Origin of the sequence: Nocardia panacis (assembly GCF_003598715.1) — a bacterium.
In the GTDB taxonomy this organism is placed as follows: Bacteria; Actinomycetota; Actinomycetes; order Mycobacteriales; family Mycobacteriaceae; genus Nocardia; species Nocardia panacis.
On the sequence record NZ_QZFU01000012.1, the window covers coordinates 1 to 14,919 of the forward strand.

14 protein-coding genes and 1 pseudogene are annotated in these 14,919 nt (G+C 66.8%); 7 read left to right on the forward strand and 8 right to left on the reverse strand.

Annotated elements, in window-relative coordinates; translation table 11 throughout:
- From D5S18_RS03750 to D5S18_RS03760, 3 genes and pseudogenes are all read left to right on the forward strand, one after another.
- Positions 1-391 (forward strand): annotated as a pseudogene (locus tag D5S18_RS03750) (hypothetical protein); the annotation flags it as partial.
- An 11-nt stretch (positions 392-402) separates the two neighbouring features.
- Positions 403-927: an ImmA/IrrE family metallo-endopeptidase gene (locus tag D5S18_RS03755; RefSeq protein ID WP_120038043.1), complete on the forward strand. Its 525-nt coding sequence runs from the start codon at positions 403-405 to the stop codon at positions 925-927.
- A complete protein-coding gene (locus D5S18_RS03760; protein ID WP_120038045.1) occupies positions 924-1,955 on the forward strand; it encodes a hypothetical protein in 1,032 nt (343 codons plus the stop codon). Before D5S18_RS03755 ends, D5S18_RS03760 begins: the two co-directional genes overlap by 4 nt.
- A 335-nt stretch (positions 1,956-2,290) precedes the next feature.
- Here the strand turns inward: D5S18_RS03760 and D5S18_RS03765 are convergent, their stop codons facing one another.
- Positions 2,291-2,707, reverse strand: a complete 417-nt coding sequence (locus tag D5S18_RS03765; RefSeq protein WP_011207048.1) for a helix-turn-helix domain-containing protein — start codon at positions 2,705-2,707, stop codon at positions 2,291-2,293.
- Positions 2,708-3,070: 363 nt separating this feature from the next.
- Complete coding sequence (locus D5S18_RS03770; RefSeq protein ID WP_120038047.1) at positions 3,071-4,234, reverse strand: steroid 3-ketoacyl-CoA thiolase; 1,164 nt, start codon at positions 4,232-4,234, stop codon at positions 3,071-3,073.
- Positions 4,235-4,393: 159 nt separating this feature from the next.
- On the opposite strand from D5S18_RS03770, the gene D5S18_RS03775 reads away from it, so the two are divergent.
- Positions 4,394-5,647 (forward strand): cytochrome P450, encoded by a 1,254-nt coding sequence (locus D5S18_RS03775; RefSeq protein ID WP_120038049.1) that lies wholly within the window; start codon positions 4,394-4,396, stop codon positions 5,645-5,647.
- Between the two features lie 54 nt (positions 5,648-5,701).
- On the opposite strand, the gene D5S18_RS03780 is transcribed toward D5S18_RS03775, so the two are convergent.
- Genes D5S18_RS03780 through D5S18_RS03795 form a run of 4 tightly spaced genes read right to left on the reverse strand, consistent with a single transcriptional unit; the run spans position 5,702 to position 9,781 of the window.
- Complete coding sequence (locus tag D5S18_RS03780) at positions 5,702-6,574, reverse strand: TIGR03619 family F420-dependent LLM class oxidoreductase (RefSeq protein ID WP_120038051.1); 873 nt, start codon at positions 6,572-6,574, stop codon at positions 5,702-5,704.
- The gene (locus D5S18_RS03785; protein WP_120038053.1) at positions 6,571-7,737 is read right to left on the reverse strand and encodes a thiolase family protein; all 1,167 of its coding nucleotides are present in this window, start codon (positions 7,735-7,737) and stop codon (positions 6,571-6,573) included. Before D5S18_RS03785 ends, D5S18_RS03780 begins: the two co-directional genes overlap by 4 nt.
- The gene (locus D5S18_RS03790) at positions 7,734-8,765 is read right to left on the reverse strand and encodes a thiolase family protein (protein WP_239003519.1); all 1,032 of its coding nucleotides are present in this window, start codon (positions 8,763-8,765) and stop codon (positions 7,734-7,736) included. Before D5S18_RS03790 ends, D5S18_RS03785 begins: the two co-directional genes overlap by 4 nt.
- A 14-nt stretch (positions 8,766-8,779) precedes the next feature.
- A complete protein-coding gene (locus D5S18_RS03795) occupies positions 8,780-9,781 on the reverse strand; it encodes a Zn-ribbon domain-containing OB-fold protein (protein WP_120038056.1) in 1,002 nt (333 codons plus the stop codon).
- A 60-nt stretch (positions 9,782-9,841) separates the two neighbouring features.
- On the opposite strand from D5S18_RS03795, the gene D5S18_RS03800 reads away from it, so the two are divergent.
- Positions 9,842-10,879: an LLM class F420-dependent oxidoreductase gene (locus D5S18_RS03800; protein WP_120038396.1), complete on the forward strand. Its 1,038-nt coding sequence runs from the start codon at positions 9,842-9,844 to the stop codon at positions 10,877-10,879.
- Between the two features lie 21 nt (positions 10,880-10,900).
- Positions 10,901-12,454, forward strand: coding sequence for an acyl-CoA synthetase (locus D5S18_RS03805; protein WP_120038058.1), 1,554 nt, complete (start codon positions 10,901-10,903; stop codon positions 12,452-12,454).
- 105 nt (positions 12,455-12,559) lie between these two features.
- On the opposite strand, the gene D5S18_RS03810 is transcribed toward D5S18_RS03805, so the two are convergent.
- The gene (locus D5S18_RS03810; protein ID WP_120038060.1) at positions 12,560-13,528 is read right to left on the reverse strand and encodes a sigma-70 family RNA polymerase sigma factor; all 969 of its coding nucleotides are present in this window, start codon (positions 13,526-13,528) and stop codon (positions 12,560-12,562) included.
- A gap of 162 nt (positions 13,529-13,690) precedes the next feature.
- Here D5S18_RS03810 and D5S18_RS03815 point away from each other — a divergent pair, with 162 nt between their 5' ends.
- Entirely contained in the window at positions 13,691-14,101 is a 411-nt protein-coding gene (locus D5S18_RS03815; protein ID WP_120038062.1) for a VOC family protein, read from the forward strand.
- A gap of 3 nt (positions 14,102-14,104) precedes the next feature.
- On the opposite strand, the gene D5S18_RS03820 is transcribed toward D5S18_RS03815, so the two are convergent.
- The gene (locus D5S18_RS03820) at positions 14,105-14,887 is read right to left on the reverse strand and encodes a crotonase/enoyl-CoA hydratase family protein (RefSeq protein ID WP_120038064.1); all 783 of its coding nucleotides are present in this window, start codon (positions 14,885-14,887) and stop codon (positions 14,105-14,107) included.
- Between the last annotated feature and the right edge of the window lie 32 nt (positions 14,888-14,919).

A 14,919-nucleotide genomic window follows, 5' to 3' on the forward strand; every position in this document is an offset into this window, starting at 1 on the left:
CGTTGTCGATGTACCAAGGATCGCTCCGGCCACAGTTGCGGAAGAATCGGCAAGCAAAGCTCTTCCCGCGCGCGGCAGTTTGTTATCCTTCATCAAACCGGCTTGTGATGCAACACCCGCCCCGCCGCCGCCCGCCCCGGCGCCGGCCCCCGCGCCGGCCCCCGCCGCGCCTGCCCCCGCTGTCGCCGCGCCGGCCAAGACGAATCCGGATATCCGCCCCACCTCGGCCGATGACACACTGCCCACACCGCAACTGCTGTCGGTGATCGGCGGGCTGATCGCCTTGGCACTGGCCGGAATCGGTTCCGGCGCGGTGAGTTTCCAGGGCGCGTCGGCCGCGCAGGCCCGCATCGACGCGGCCCGCGCCGAATTCTTCGGACCGAGGGCGTGAGGGGTCGCACCATGAGTGAGCGCAGCGAGAGCAGAACCCAGAGCGGTTCCCGGTCCTATCGCCGGGTGGCCGCCGCCGTGGACGCGGTATGCGCCGTGGCCGCCGATTTCGACGCCACCACCCTCGACGCGGTGGTCGCCGCCATCGCCGTCGAACGTCGCCGCGAGATCGAGATCGCCAGTGCCCGACTGGGTCCCGGCGTCTGCGGGCAGCGCCGGTTCTATCCGGATCGGGATGTGATCGTGCTGGCCGAGGCGCTGCCGAGCCGCGATCACACCCTGGCCCACGAGCTCGGGCATATCGTCTTCGATCACGAGGGCGCGCCCGCGCCGGAGGTCACCCTCGAGGCCAGTGACGATCTGATCGCCTACATGCTCAGTCAGCGCGCCCATGAGCAGATCGTCGCCGACGGCGCGGACGAGTTGGCCGAATGGGAGGCCGAGACCTTCGCGGCCATGCTGATGACCCGACTGCGCGTATTCAATAGCCGGGGCGCAGGCGTCTCGGTCCTTCGATTCGATGAGGCCCTCGGATGACATTCTGGTTGACCGCCCTGCTGGTGTGGATGGCCGCGGGTGCGCGGGTGGGTCGGGTGCTGGTCAAACCCGCCACCACCGCGCGGACGGCGATCGTGGTCGCGGTCGCCGCCGTCGCGGTGGCCTGTACCGTCGCGGTGCCCGAGATCGCCGTCGCCGTCGACAATCTGCTGCCGCGCGGTGTGCACAATGCCTATCTGTCCTACGGCGTGGTGGTTTCGGCGTGGATCGTTTTCGCCGCCGCCACCTCGGTCGTCGCGGCCGCGGCCTGGCCGGTCGTCTCCCGGCTGAATCTGGGGCGCATCGCGCTGGTCATCTACACGGCGGGTCTGCTCGCGGTGGCGGTAACCCTGGGCTGGTCAACGACTTTCGGCTGGGTCATGGTGCTGTTCGGCTGTGCGTTCATCGTGGTGACCGGTCTGCGCAATCTGGACTGGACAGCGCTGGGTCGCGGTATCGCCATCTACACCTCGGGGACCGCGCTGGTGGGAGTGTTGGCGGCATTGCAGGTGCGGCAGGCGATGGTGCGCGCGCCGCGACCGCGCCACGGTGAGCCGTTCTGGGCTTGGCCCGCCTATGAGATCGCCGCGCTGCTCATTGCCTTCGGCGCGGTGTGGATCGTGGTGGAGCTATGGGTGCGGGCGCGAATCCTGCTGCGTCGGATCAGTGTTCTGCACGGCACGCTGGTAGGGCGCTTTCCCGAGGTGGTCGCGCACGATGAGACCGGCACCTCGAGTCAGTTGCGTGCCTCGGATCGGGTCGCCCACATCATGGACGCGCTGTATCTGCAATCCGGCGGTGGTGTGGTGATCGCGGCGGCGGGTACGCCGCCGCGCGCGGTCGCGGCCCGTGCGCAGGCGGTGGCCCGGTGGGCGCGCAATCCACTCGGTGATGTGGTGGTCGACGCGCGCTGGATCGCCCCGCCGGAGGGCATCAGTCCGCGCGGTTGGGTGCAGGCGATCGCCCTGGCCTTCGACGCGCAGACGAGCGCGCAGACAAGTACGGCCGACGCGCCGGTCCCCAAGTGAGGAATCCGGCCCGCCGGTACCGTCTTTCGGCGCGCCGCCGACCCTTGGGTCGAACCGTATCCCGTTCCTGCATGTACCGGAATACGGTTCGCCTGTTTCCAATCCGAACTGTTCGAATCATGCCGATCGGAATGATTGTCGATTGCGCCTGACGCATCGACATTCCGGTCGGCGTGCACTGCCGTACCGGGCGACCCCCTGAATTTCCGGGGTTCGCTCGGTTTATCCCACGGGCATCCCTCGGCGCGGTCGGAGCGTCGCCGCCCCGACCCCCTTACCGCACCACGCGGTACAGCGCGACCTCGCGGTCGCACCGCACTGCGTCGCGGGTGAACCTATTCCGTACCGTCCGGCGGAATTTCCGGCAGGCCTTCACTGGCCCGCAGCTTCTCCGCCATGGAGGTGAGCAGGTTCTGGGATTCTTCGGACAGGTCGAACGCTCGACTCGACAACCGCCGCAGTCCGTAGCCCTGCAGCTGGGACAGCAGTTCCAGATCGTGATCGATCTTGGCGGCATAGATGTCGTTGAAGAAGTAGTCCGGCTTGACCTTGAAGAACTTCGCCAGGGCGGCCACCGTCTCGTCGGACGGGTTGGTCCGCTGTCCCGACCGCAACTGAGACAGATACGGTTTGGAGATCGGATGCCCGGAGGCGGTCAGCGCGGCCGCAACCTCCGCGTTGGTGTGCGGCTTGCGCCCCGGGGGATGCACGGTTTCGAACAGCTTGTTCAGCCGCGCCGCGAAATCAGCCATTGTGAGCCGCCCAATTCCCTTCGCTGTACTAACAGTCGTTATCTCGGATACGTATCATTGATATTAGCGGCTCAGTAACTGAAAACCTACGCCTGTTTCCGGATTTCCTTGAAGCTTCTAGGTGTCGCTCCGGGGAAGGCACCGTGACGTTAGCGTTTGCGGGTCACCCCAACGTCTCTCGCGAAAAGGCGGTACGCAGCGGTTCTGGCCCGTCGCGAGGGTCTTGTCCGGTCGATCAATGATAGCGGAAAGATAGCTGACATCTCATCGAGTGCATCCGACCTGTGATTGTGTGGCGTACGACACGTTTTCTGCGCTCTGGGATGAATGTTCAACCTTGCTAGCGGAATTGGTGCGACAAGTCTAGAGCCGTTCGATGATCGTTCCTGTCGCCAGTGCGCCGCCTGCGCACATGAGAACCATCGCGATGCTGCGGTCGGTTCGCTCCAGTTCGTGCAATGCGGTGGTGATGAGTCGGGATCCGGTGCAGCCCACCGGATGTCCGATGGCGATTGCGCCACCGTTGACATTAACGCGGTCCATGTCCGGATTGTGGACAGCGGCCCACGAAAGTGGGACCGCGGCGAAAGCCTCGTTGATCTCGAATAGGTCGATGTCGCCGATATTCATCCCGGAGCGCTCGAGCAGTCGGGTGGTCGCCTGTACCGGGCCGTCGAGGTGGAACTCCGGTTCCGCGCCGACCAGGCATTGCGCGACAATGCGCGCCCGAGGTCGCAAACCCGTTCGGCGCGCGGCCTTTTCGTCCATCAGCAGCACTGCGGCGGCACCGTCGGAAATCTGTGAGGAACTTCCGGCGGTGTGGATCCCGCCGTCGAGTACCGGCTTCAAATTCGCCAAACCCGCGACGGTGGTGGCGCGCAGACCCTGATCCCGCGACACCTCCAATTTTTCTCCGGTGGGAATGCCCGCTTTATCGACGACCGGCGCGGTGACGGTGAGAACCTCGCGATCGAATCGCCCTTCGGTCCAGGCGAGTGCGGCCAACTCCTGTGAACGCGCGCCGAAGGCGTCGACATCGGCGCGACCGAGCCCGCGCCGCTTCGCGATTCGCTCGGCGGCCTCGAATTGATTGGGCAGGTCGATATTCCATGAGGCCGGTCGGCGTGGACCGGCCTTGTCGCCGACATTGGCCCCGAGGGGCACCCGGCTCATGGCCTCGGCGCCGCAGGCCATACCGATCTCGATGGCGTCGGCGGCGATGAGTCCGGCGATGAGGTGATTGGCCTGCTGGGCCGAACCGCATTGGGCGTCGACCGTGCTCGCGCCGACCTGCCAGGGCAGTCCGGCATGCAGCCACGCCACCCTGGTCACGTTGTTGGACTGCTCGCCCGCCTGGGTGACGCAGCCGCCGATGACCTGTTCGACCAGGGCCGGGTCCAGGTGCGCGCGGTCGAGGAGTCCGCGCTGGGCCGCGCCGAGCAGTTCGGTCGCGTGCAGTCCGGACAGCCAACCGCCGCGCTTGCCGATCGGGGTGCGCGCGGCCTCGACGATGACGGGTGTACCCATCTGCAACCTCTCCTCACGGGATAGAAATGAAACGAGTTCTTCAGGTACTCGCTGGCCGAAACATGCCAGTTTCTTACCTATTTCTAGCACCTGTGCTTCAATAATTGTAGAACGTGTTTCAGTTTGACACGTGTGTCAGTTTGTCGAAGGAGACATCTGGTGGTAGACACGCGCAATCCAGGACCGCAGCTCCCAGCCGGGTTCGATGTGACCGATCCGGCGATCTACGCCGAGCGGGTTCCGGACGCCGAGTTCGCCGAATTGCGCCGCAGCGCACCGATCTGGTGGAATCCGCAGTCGCCCGAGGTCAGCGGATTCCACGACGAAGGCTTCTGGGTGCTCAGCAGACATGCCGACATCAAAGAGGTCTCGCGCCGCAGCGATATCTTCTCCAACTTCGAGAACACCGCCATCCCGCGATTCAATGACGAGATCACCCGCGAGCAGATCGAACTGCAACGCCACGTCATCGTGAACAAGGATGCGCCCGAGCACACCCAACTGCGCAAGGTCATCTCGCGCGGATTCACCCCGCGCGCCATCAACGCGCTGCGCGCCTCGCTTTCGGCGCGGGCACAGTCGATCGTGCGGGTCGCCGCCGAATCGGGCGCGGGCGATTTCGTCACCCAGGTCGCGTGCGAACTACCGCTGCAGGCGATCGCCGAATTGATCGGCGTACCGCAGGAAGACCGGATGAAGGTCTTCACCTGGTCCAATCAGATGACCGGCTACGACGATCCGGACAATACCGCCGATCCGGTCGCGGCCTCGGTCGAAATCCTCGGCTACGCCTACCAAATGGCGGCCGAGCGCCGCGCCAACCCGGCCGACGATATCGTCACCACGCTCATCGAGGCCGATATCGACGGCGACAAGCTCACCGAGGCCGAGTTCGGCTTCTTCGTCATCATGCTCGCGGTCGCGGGCAATGAGACCACGCGCAATGCCATCACCCACGGCATGCTCGCCTTCCTCGACCATCGCGAGCAGTGGGAATTGTTCAAACGCGAGCGACCCAAGACCGCGGCCGACGAGATCATCCGGTGGGCCACCCCCGTCACCTCATTCCAGCGCACGGCGCTGGTGGACACCGAACTCTCCGGTGTGCGAATCAAGAAGGGCGAGCGGGTGGTCCTGCTGTATCGCTCGGCGAATTTCGACGAAGCGGTCTTCGACCGACCGCAGCAGTTCGACATCACGCGCCCGGACAATCAGCACCTGTCCTTCGGCGGCACGGGCGCGCACTTCTGTATCGGCGCGAATCTGGCCCGGCTCGAAATCGACCTCATCTTCAATGCCATCGCCGATCACCTGCCCGATATCAGCCGGGTCGCCCCGCCCAAGCGGCTGCGCTCGGGCTGGCTCAATGGGATCAAGGAGTTCCAGGTCGACTACGGTTCGACGGCACGCTGACGAACCGAAAAGTCCCGCGCCTCATACCGATGCGCGGGACTTTCGTCGGGATAGTCAGGAGGCGGGAGCGATATTTGCCGCCGCGAACCGGCGCAGCGAATCCTGTTTGGCCGCCAGTTCGCCATCGAATCCGATGCCGTCGAACAGCCACGGCACCACGATGGCGTCGGTGACACCCGCCGCGGCGAGTTCGGCATAGCCGTCGCGACCGAAGCGATCGATGCAGACCGCCTGGATTTCGAACGGGGCATCGGCGCGCCCGAATTCGGCGCGCAGGGCGGCGAGTTTATCGATGGTCGCGCACAGATCTGCGTAGGTCATCATGGCCGAAGTCCAACCGTCGCCGACGCGCGCGGCCCGCCGCAGTGCCGCGTCGGTGTGACCTCCTATATAGAACGGCACAGTTTCAGTGGGGGCCGGGCTGATTTGCAGCGGGGCGAAATCGAAGAATTCGCCGTGGTATTCCACCATGCCGCCCGCCAGCACCAGCCGGATGACCTCGATCATCTCGTCCACCCTGGCCCCGCGCCGCGCGAAGGGCACCCCGCACCATTCGAATTCCTCTGGCGCCCAGCCGATTCCGACGCCGAAGCCGAATCGGTTGCCGGTCATATTGGCCACCGAGCCGACCTGCCTGGCCAGCAGCAGCGGATTGCGCGAACCCAGCTTGAGCACATTGGAGTAGAAGCGGATGCGCTCGGTCACCGCCGCCATGGCGGTCGCGCCGATGAGCGGATCCACCCACGGGGTGTCCGGACCCCAGAAGCGGCCGCCGTCGGCGGTATAGGGATATTTCGCCGCCGCCGATTGCATATAGAACAGCGAATCCGGCAGCGCGATCGAGGAAAATCCGCACTCCTCGGCGGTTCTCGCCAGTTCGGGCAGTTGGTCGAGCGGGCTGAGCGCAATACCGAGCGTGAATTTCATCGTGGCTCCGATCCGACTACCCACATCGAGAAATATTGCGAGCCGCCGCCGTAGGCGTGACCCAGTGCCTTGCGCGCGCCGTCCACCTGATACGCGCCGGCGCGACCCATCACCTGTTTGGCGGCCTCGGCGAAGCGGATCAGGCCCGATGCCCCGATGGGATTGGAGGACAGCACGCCGCCGGACGGATTCACCGGCAGCTTCCCGCCGATCTCGGTCTCGCCCTTATCGGTGAGCTGCCAGCCCTGCCCCTCCGGCACGAAACCCAGATTCTCCAGCCACATCGGCTCGAACCAGGAGAAGGGGACATAGATCTCGGCCGCATCGATCTCGGCGAGCGGGTCGGTGATGCCCGCGGTGCGCCAGAGTGCGGCGGCCGCGTCCCGGCCCGCCTGCGGGTTGACCTGGTCGCGCCCGGCGAAGGTGGTCGGCTCGGTGCGCATGGCGGTGCCGTGCACCCAGGCCACCCGCCGATCCGTCGTCTCGACCGCCCGCGCGGCCTGCTCATCCCCGATGACCACGGCGCACGCGCCGTCGGAGGAGGGGCAGGTCTCATCGAAACGGATAGGGTCCCACAGCATTTGGGAGGCCAGCACCGATTCCAGGGTGATATCGGGCTGTTTGAGGTGGGCCAGCGGATTGCGCGCGCCATTGCGGCGATCCTTCACCGCGACCATCGCCCCGATATGGTTCGGCGCGCCGGAGCGGCGAATATAGGAGCGCACATGCGGGGCGAAATAGCCGCCCGCGCCCGCGCCGACCGGCATGGTGAACGGCACCGGAATCGACAGTGCCCACATGGCATTGGATTCCGACTGCTTCTCCCAGGCCACCGCGAGCACCCTGCGGTGGACGCCCGCCTGCACCAGGTTGGCCGCGACAATGCCGGTCGACCCGCCGACCGAACCCGCGGTATGCACGCGGAGCAGCGGTTTTCCGGTCGCGCCCAGCGCGTCGGCGAGATACAGTTCGGGCATCATGACGCCCTCGAACAGGTCGGGGGCCTTGCCGACCACGACGGCGTCGATCTCGGCGATGGTCAGGCCCGCATCGGCGAGTGCGCGGTCGATGGCCTCGCGACACATGCCCGCCATTGACACATCGGTTCGTTTTGTCACGTGATGAGTTTGTCCGGTGCCGAGCACCGCCGCCGGAACAGTCACGGTTGCGCCTCCAAAACGGTCACAAGATTCTGTTGCAGCGCCGGACCGCTGGTCGCGTGGGCCAGCACGCGCCCGGCCGAACCCGCGATAATCGCCTCGGCCGCGAAACCGATACGTTCCAGACCCGCCGCGAACATCGGATTGCCCGCCAGCGCGCCACCGGACGGGTTGACCTTCGTCCGCGCCGTCAGCCCGATGGCCTCGGCGAGGATCAACTGCTGATGGCTGAAGGGGGCGTGCAGTTCGGCGAGGTCGAAGGCGCTGTCGCCACCGGTCGCCGTCGCGGCGGCGGCCGAGGTCGAAGGGGAGACGGTGAGATCGCGCGCGCCGAGGGCGGGGGAGTCGACCCGGTGCGCGATACCCGTGATCCAGGCGGGCCGTTCGCACAACTCCCGCGCCCGGTCGCCGGCTGCCAGCACCACGGCCGCCGCGCCGTCGGTGATCGGCGCGATATCGTGGGCGCGCAGCGGATCGGCGATATACGGTGCGGCGAGCAGGGTTTCGAGATCGCCATCGGCGCCCGCCGCGACCAGGGCCATATCGCGTTCGGTCCAGCGCCCCGCGTCCAATCCGGCCCGCGCCTGGAGTCCGGCGACGGAGACGGCGTCCGGCCACAGCGGCGCGACGAGATAGGGATCGAGTTGCAGGGTGAGGATGCGCCGCAGCGTGCCTGCCGAGGATTTGCCGAACCCGTAGACCAGCGCGGTGCGCGCCTGACCAGACCGCAGTTTCACCCACGCCTCGTACAGTGCCCAGGCGGCGTCCATCTCGACGTGCGATTCATTGATCGGCGGCACCGCGCCGATGGCATCGATGGCGGAGATGAACGAAAACGCCCGGCCCGCCAGGTAATCGGAGGAGCCCGAGCACCAGAAGTCGATATCGGCCTTGGTGATCCCGAGCCGCTCGTAGAGTGTTCGGAAACAGGGCGCCAGCATTTCCACGCCATTGGTGGTGCCCGAGGTTCGCGGCACGTGCGGCGCGTTGGCGAAGCCGACTACCGCGATCTCGGTGGTGTTCTCGGTCAAGGTGACGCGCCCTCTCAGAGGTGGTGTCGGTAGGTCTCGTATTCGGCGTCGGGTTCGCCGGTCGGCTCGAAGTGGTCGACATTGTCGAGTCCGTAGCCCCACTGCTCGCGCGGTCTCCATACCGCGCGCACCCGCATGCCCATGCGCACTTCGCTTGCCGCGCAGCCGAGTACGAGATGCAGCACCGGGATATCCGCGCCGTCGAGCAGGATGTAGGCGGCGACGTAGGGCGGTTTGATGCGCTGGCCGAGGAAGGGCACATTGACGATGCAGTAGGTGGTGACGGTGCCGTGATCGGGCAGTTCCAGGTAGTCCTCGGTCGGGCGGCCGTCGGTCGGATTAGCCCCGCGCGGTGGGAAGTACACCTTGCCGTCCGCGTCGGTGCGCGCGCCGATGAGTTTGCCCTCGGCCAGGCCGCGCAGGTAGACCGACTCCTGGGGCGAGGCGGTGTGCTCATAGGACAGTTCGACCGGTGCGGTGATCATGGTGACCGATTCGGCTGTGCCCGTGGGTTTCTCGAGCGGTGCCGCCGAATTCACCGTCGTCTCGGTGGTTTCCGGCTCGAAGGACGCGATATCGCCGATACTTCCGGTGGTTTCGGCGGCCCAGCGCGCGAGGACCCGCATGCCGGTGTGGATGCGCTCCGGCGCGGTAACGTCGACGGCGTGCAGCAGCGCGGTGTCGGCCCCGTCCAGGGTGATCAGCGCCCAGGCGAAAGGTCGGTCGAACGGCTGCCCCGGCAGCGGTTCGTGGACCCAGGTCCAGGAGGTGACGACTCCGGCGGCGGCGACCTCGACGAATTCGGTGAGCGGTGCGGCGGTCACCGGATCGTATTCGGCGGGCGGCACCAGGATCCGTCCGTCCGAGCCGCGCACCCCGATGACGCGGCGTTCGCGCAGCGCGGTGAGGAATGCGCCGATGGTCGGGCCGACCGAGCGGGTGTAATCGAACCGGATCCGTAGTGGCGCGCTGAGCACCTCCGGATCCGCGACCGCGGCGGTATTTCCTGGAGTCACGATTTCGAGTAGAACAGGTTCTTATTCTGCTGGCAAGCGATGCGGGAAAAGGAGTCCGGTGTGAAGTTCGGATTGCAACTCGGGTATTGGATGGCGCAGCCGCCCGCGAACGCGGGCGAGCTGGTGAGGGCCGCGGAGGCCGCCGGATTCGACGCGGTCTTCGCCGCCGAATCCTGGGGTTCGGACGCCTTCGGTCCGCTGGCCTGGTGGGGTTCACGGACCGAGCGGGTGCGCCTGGGCACCTCGGTGGTGCAGTTGTCGGCCCGCACCCCGACCGCGACCGCCATGCACGCGCTCACCCTCGACCATTTGAGCGGCGGACGGGCCATCCTCGGACTCGGTGTCTCGGGTCCGCAGGTGGTGGAGGGCTGGTACGGGCAGCCATTCGCGAAACCGTTGCGGCGCACCAGGGAGTACGTCGAGATCGTGCGCCGCGTCCTGGCCCGTGAGGCGCCGGTCACCAATGCGGGACCGCACTATCCGCTGCCCTACACCGGGCCGGGCGCGCTGGGGCTGGGTAAACCCCTCAAACCGATCGTGCACCCGCTACGTGCGGATCTGCCGATCTGGCTCGGTGCGGAAGGTCCCAAGAATGTGGCGCTGACCGCTGAGATCGCCGACGGTTGGCTGGCCATCTATTTCGCGCCGAGGCTGGCGGGGATGTATCGGGAATGGCTCGACGAGGGGTTCGCCAGGCCGGGGGCACGGCGCACACGGGCCGATTTCGAGATCGCCGCGAGCGCCCAGGTGGTGATTACCGACGACCCGGCGGCCGAGTTGGCGAAGATGCGCTGGGTCATGGCGCTCTATATCGGTGGGATGGGCGCGCCCGAGCTGAATTTCCACGCCCAGGTTTATCGGCGGATGGGTTATGAGCGCGAGGTGGACGAGATCGGCGCGCTGTTCCGCGCGGGCCGCAAGGCCGAGGCTGCGGCGGCGGTGCCCGACGAGTTGATCCATGACACCGCGATCATCGGCGACGAGGCGCAGGTCCGCGAACAGTTGCGGGTCTGGGAGGCGGCAGGGGTGACCATGCTGCTGGTGACGGTATCCGATATCGAGCAATTGCGCCGTCTCGCACCCCTTGTCGAACAATAGAACACGTTCTAAATTCAAGGGGTGACGACGCAGGAGTCAGGACAAAATCTCGGGCTGTGGAATATCGCCGCGGCCCAACCGGATCTGATCGCCATGGTCGATCCCTCGGGCCGGGAGGTGACCTACCGCGAATTGGCCACACTGGCCAACCGCTACGCCAACGGACTGCGCGGACTCGGACTCACCACCGGCGATGTGCTGGTCACCATGCTGCACAACAGCGTGGAAATGGTCGCCGCCTATTTCGCGGCCCATCAGTCGGGGCTGTACATCGTCGCGGTCAACTGGCACCTGACCGGACCCGAGGTCGGCTACATCCTGCGCGACAGCGAGGCGAAGGCCTTCCTGGCGAGCGAGCGGTTCGGCGCGGTCGCGCGCGCCGCCGCCGACGCCGCGGAACTGCCTGCCACCGCGCGATTCTCGGTCGGCGAGATCGCGGGCTTCAAAACGGTGGCCTGGTTGGGCGCGGCCGACACCGGCCGCCCCGGCGAGCGCAGCACCGGCGCGCCGATGCTTTACACCTCCGGCACCACCGGTCGCCCCAAGGGCGTGCGCCGCCCGCTGACCGGCTCCGATCCGGATGCCGTCGCCGCGCAGTCCACCGGATTCTTCGGACTGTTCGGGCTCGCACCCTTCGACGACAATGTGCACATCTGTGGTTCGCCGCTCTATCACACCGCCGTGCTGAACTTCGCGACCATCTCGATTCAGTTGGGGCACAAGCTCGTTCTGATGGATCGCTGGGACGCGGAAGATATGCTGCGGCTCATCGAAACCCATCGGGTCACCCACAGTCACATGGTGCCCACCCAGTTCCACCGGCTGCTGGCGCTGCCCGAGGAGGTGCGCGGCAAATACGATATGTCCTCGCTGCGCAGCATGGTGCACGGCGCGGCGCCGTGCCCGCAGCAGACCAAGCGTCGCATGCTCGACTGGTGGGGGCCGACCGTCACCGAGTACTACGCGGCCACCGAGGGCGGCGGCACCGTCATCAGCGGCGCGGATTGGCTGCGCAAACCCGGTTCGGTGGGGCGGGCCTGGCCGTGGTCGGTGGTGAAGGTGCTCGACGAGACCGATGGTCGCGAACTGCCGCCCGGTGAGGTCGGACTGGTCTACATGCGCATGGGCGCTTCGAGTTTCGAATACCACCGCGACCGCGCGAAGACCGAGCAGGCGCGCGTCGGGGAACTGTTCACGGTCGGCGATATCGGCCATCTGGACGCCGAGGGCTACCTCTTCCTGCACGACCGGCGCTCGGACCTCATCCTCTCCGGCGGGGTCAATATCTACCCGGCCGAGATCGAGAATGTGCTCGTCACCCATCCGAAGGTGGCCGATGTCGCGGTATTCGGTCTCCCGCACCAGGATTGGGGGCAGGAGGTCAAGGCTGTAGTCCAACCCGCCGACGGCGTGCCGGGCGATGCCGCCCTGACTGCCGAACTGCTCGCCTACGCCGCAACGCAATTGGCGAAATACAAGCTGCCGCGCAGCATCGACTACCAGCCCGAACTGCCGCGCGATCCCAACGGGAAGCTCTACAAGCGCAAGCTGCGCGAGCAGTACCCCGCTGTGTGATCTTGTCGTGGGACCCGACGGTGTGAACCCCGTCGTCGCCGCGAATGTCGGGAACCGGGCAATGCGCGGTCCGAGACCCGGCATTCGCCGCGACGACGGTGCGGCTTACACGGTTTCGCGCAGCTCGGCGGGCAGGTCGAACAGCGGGAAAAGGCGCTCGGTGTCGAGGAAGAAGTTGAGTCCGGCGATGGCGGGGCCATCGAACTCGAGCACCGTGATCGACCACGGGGTCCACAGGCCGGGCTCGCCCGCCGGCTTGTAGTGCCCGAAGGCGGGCGCGCCATTGGCGCCCGCGAGCCGCACCAGACGGGAGCCGCGGCAGGCGCCCCCGGCGCCGAGCATGAAGGCGGCAACATGCTCCGGACCGGAGATCCACAGCTCGAGGGGCGGCATGGACAGCGCCACATCGGCTTTCAACAACGCGGTGAGCGCGGTCATATCGTAGGACTCGAACGCCTTGACGTACTCGTCGACCAGTTTGCGCTGCTCGGCATTGGACTCGTCGTAGTCGTCGGTGGCGGCGGGGTGCACCTTGGCCATGGTGGCCCTGGCCCGCTGCAGCGCGCTGTTGACCGAGGCGGGCGACATGGTGAGCGCGGCGGCCGTCTCATTGGCCGAGAAGCGCAGCACCTCGCGCATGATGAGGATGGCCCGCTGGGTGGCGGGCAGATGCTGACAGGCGGCGACGAAGGCCAGGCGCAGCGTATCGCGCGCGCCTGCGGCCTCGGCCGGATCCGCCCCGAAGGCCAGTGCGTTCGGGATCGGCTCGATCCACACGTATTCCGGCTGCGGCGCGGGCAGCGGTGCGTCCGGGCGCGACGGGCCGGACAGGTCCATCGGTCTGGCTCGGCGCTGCGGGCCGTCGAGCATGTCGAGGCAGACATTGGTGGTGATGCGGTAGAGCCAGGAGCGCAGGCTGGCCCGGCCCTCGAACGAGTCGTAGGCCTTCCAGGCGCGGGTGAACGTCTCTTGGACCGCGTCCTCGGCCTCGAAGGAGGAGCCGAGCATGCGATACGCGTAGGCGCACAGCTCTCGCCGGTGACCCTCGAAGGCGGTCAGCGCGAAGTCGTTCATGGCGCCCACCCTGCCACACGGCACCGACAACCACGCCGGGAATCCCGGTCCCACCTGCGGTTTTCAAGATCAACAACAGGTATTCGCCGAGCGTCCGATGAATTCGGCCGGGTCGCGCCGTCGGCATTGCGTCAGCGAAGATCCAGGAAGGACCCGAGCGCCATGAGCAGCAAGATGATCTTCATCAACCTCCCGGTGCGCGATCTCGCGCGCTCGGTGCGGTTCTATCGCGCGCTCGGCTGGCGGGTCGACGTCGCGTTCACCGACGAGAACGCCGCCTGCATCGTGGTCGAGGACAATATCTGCCTGATGCTGTTGAGCAGGGCGTTCTTCCCGACGTTCAGCAAGCGCCCGCTCGCCGACACGATCACCAATGTCGCCGCGTTCTACGCCCTTTCGCTGTCGAGTGCCTGCGCGGTGGACGAACTGGTCGCGGCGGCACTGGCCGCGGGCGGGCACGAGGAGTGCGATCCGGACAAGCGCGCGCAGGAGGCGGAGGTCGGCATGTACGGGCGGAGTTTTCGCGATCCCGACGGACATCAGTGGGAGCCGTTCTGGATGGCCCGCGGGTAGATCTCAGCTGCCGGTGAAGCGCGGTGCGCGCTTCTCGGCGAAGGCGCGCGGCCCCTCTTTGGCATCGTTGGATTTGAAGACCGCGACACCGAGTTCGGCATCGATGTGGAAGGCGTCGTTCTCTGGGAGGCATTCGGTCTCGCGGATGGTGCGCAGGACGGCCTGTACGGCGAGCGGCCCATTGGCGGCGATCTGGCCGGCCAGTTCGAGCGCCCGCTCCAGCGCGGTGCCGTCCGGCACCACGTGGCCGATCAGCCCGATCTGCTTGGCCTCGGCCGCGGTGATGTGTCGACCGGTGAGCAGCAGGTCCGCCGCGACGGTGTAGGGGATCTGCCGGACCAGGCGCACCGCCGACCCGCCGAGCGGGAACAGGCCCCAGCGCGGTTCGGACACACCGAATTTCGCGCTCTCGCCCGCCACGCGGATATCGGTGCCCTGGAGGATCTCGGTGCCGCCGGCGATGGCCGGACCTTCCACGGCCGCGATGAGCGGTTTGGTGAGCCTGCGGCCCTTGAGGAGGGCGTCGATGCGCGAGAGATCCCAGCCGCCACCGGAGAACGAGTCGCCCGGATGCTGGCTTGTCATGGCCTTGAGGTCCGCGCCCGCGCAGAACGCGCCGCCCGCGCCGGTCAGGATGGCGACGCGGATATCGGGATCGGCGTCGACCCGGTCCCAGGCGTCGCGCATGATCGCCATCATCTCCCCGGACAGGGCATTGCGGGCCTGCGGGCGATTCATGGTGACGATCAGGATGTGGTCGCGCTTGTCGACGAGGCAGTCTGGCATGGCGGGGTCTCCTCGTTTTCGAACCTTGTCAG

Excerpts from the sequence above, each read along its gene's own strand:
- D5S18_RS03820 (WP_120038064.1), bottom strand. The coding sequence starts at position 14,887 with ATGCCAGACTGCCTCGTCGACAAGCGCGACCACATCCTGATCGTCACC.
- D5S18_RS03780 (WP_120038051.1), bottom strand. The coding sequence starts at position 6,574 with ATGAAATTCACGCTCGGTATTGCGCTCAGCCCGCTCGACCAACTGCCC.
- D5S18_RS03770 (WP_120038047.1), bottom strand. The coding sequence starts at position 4,234 with ATGGGTACACCCGTCATCGTCGAGGCCGCGCGCACCCCGATCGGCAAG.
- D5S18_RS03755 (WP_120038043.1), top strand. The coding sequence starts at position 403 with ATGAGTGAGCGCAGCGAGAGCAGAACCCAGAGCGGTTCCCGGTCCTAT.
- D5S18_RS03810 (WP_120038060.1), bottom strand. The coding sequence starts at position 13,528 with ATGAACGACTTCGCGCTGACCGCCTTCGAGGGTCACCGGCGAGAGCTG.
- D5S18_RS03765 (WP_011207048.1), bottom strand. The coding sequence starts at position 2,707 with ATGGCTGATTTCGCGGCGCGGCTGAACAAGCTGTTCGAAACCGTGCAT.
- D5S18_RS03760 (WP_120038045.1), top strand. The coding sequence starts at position 924 with ATGACATTCTGGTTGACCGCCCTGCTGGTGTGGATGGCCGCGGGTGCG.
- D5S18_RS03815 (WP_120038062.1), top strand. The coding sequence starts at position 13,691 with ATGAGCAGCAAGATGATCTTCATCAACCTCCCGGTGCGCGATCTCGCG.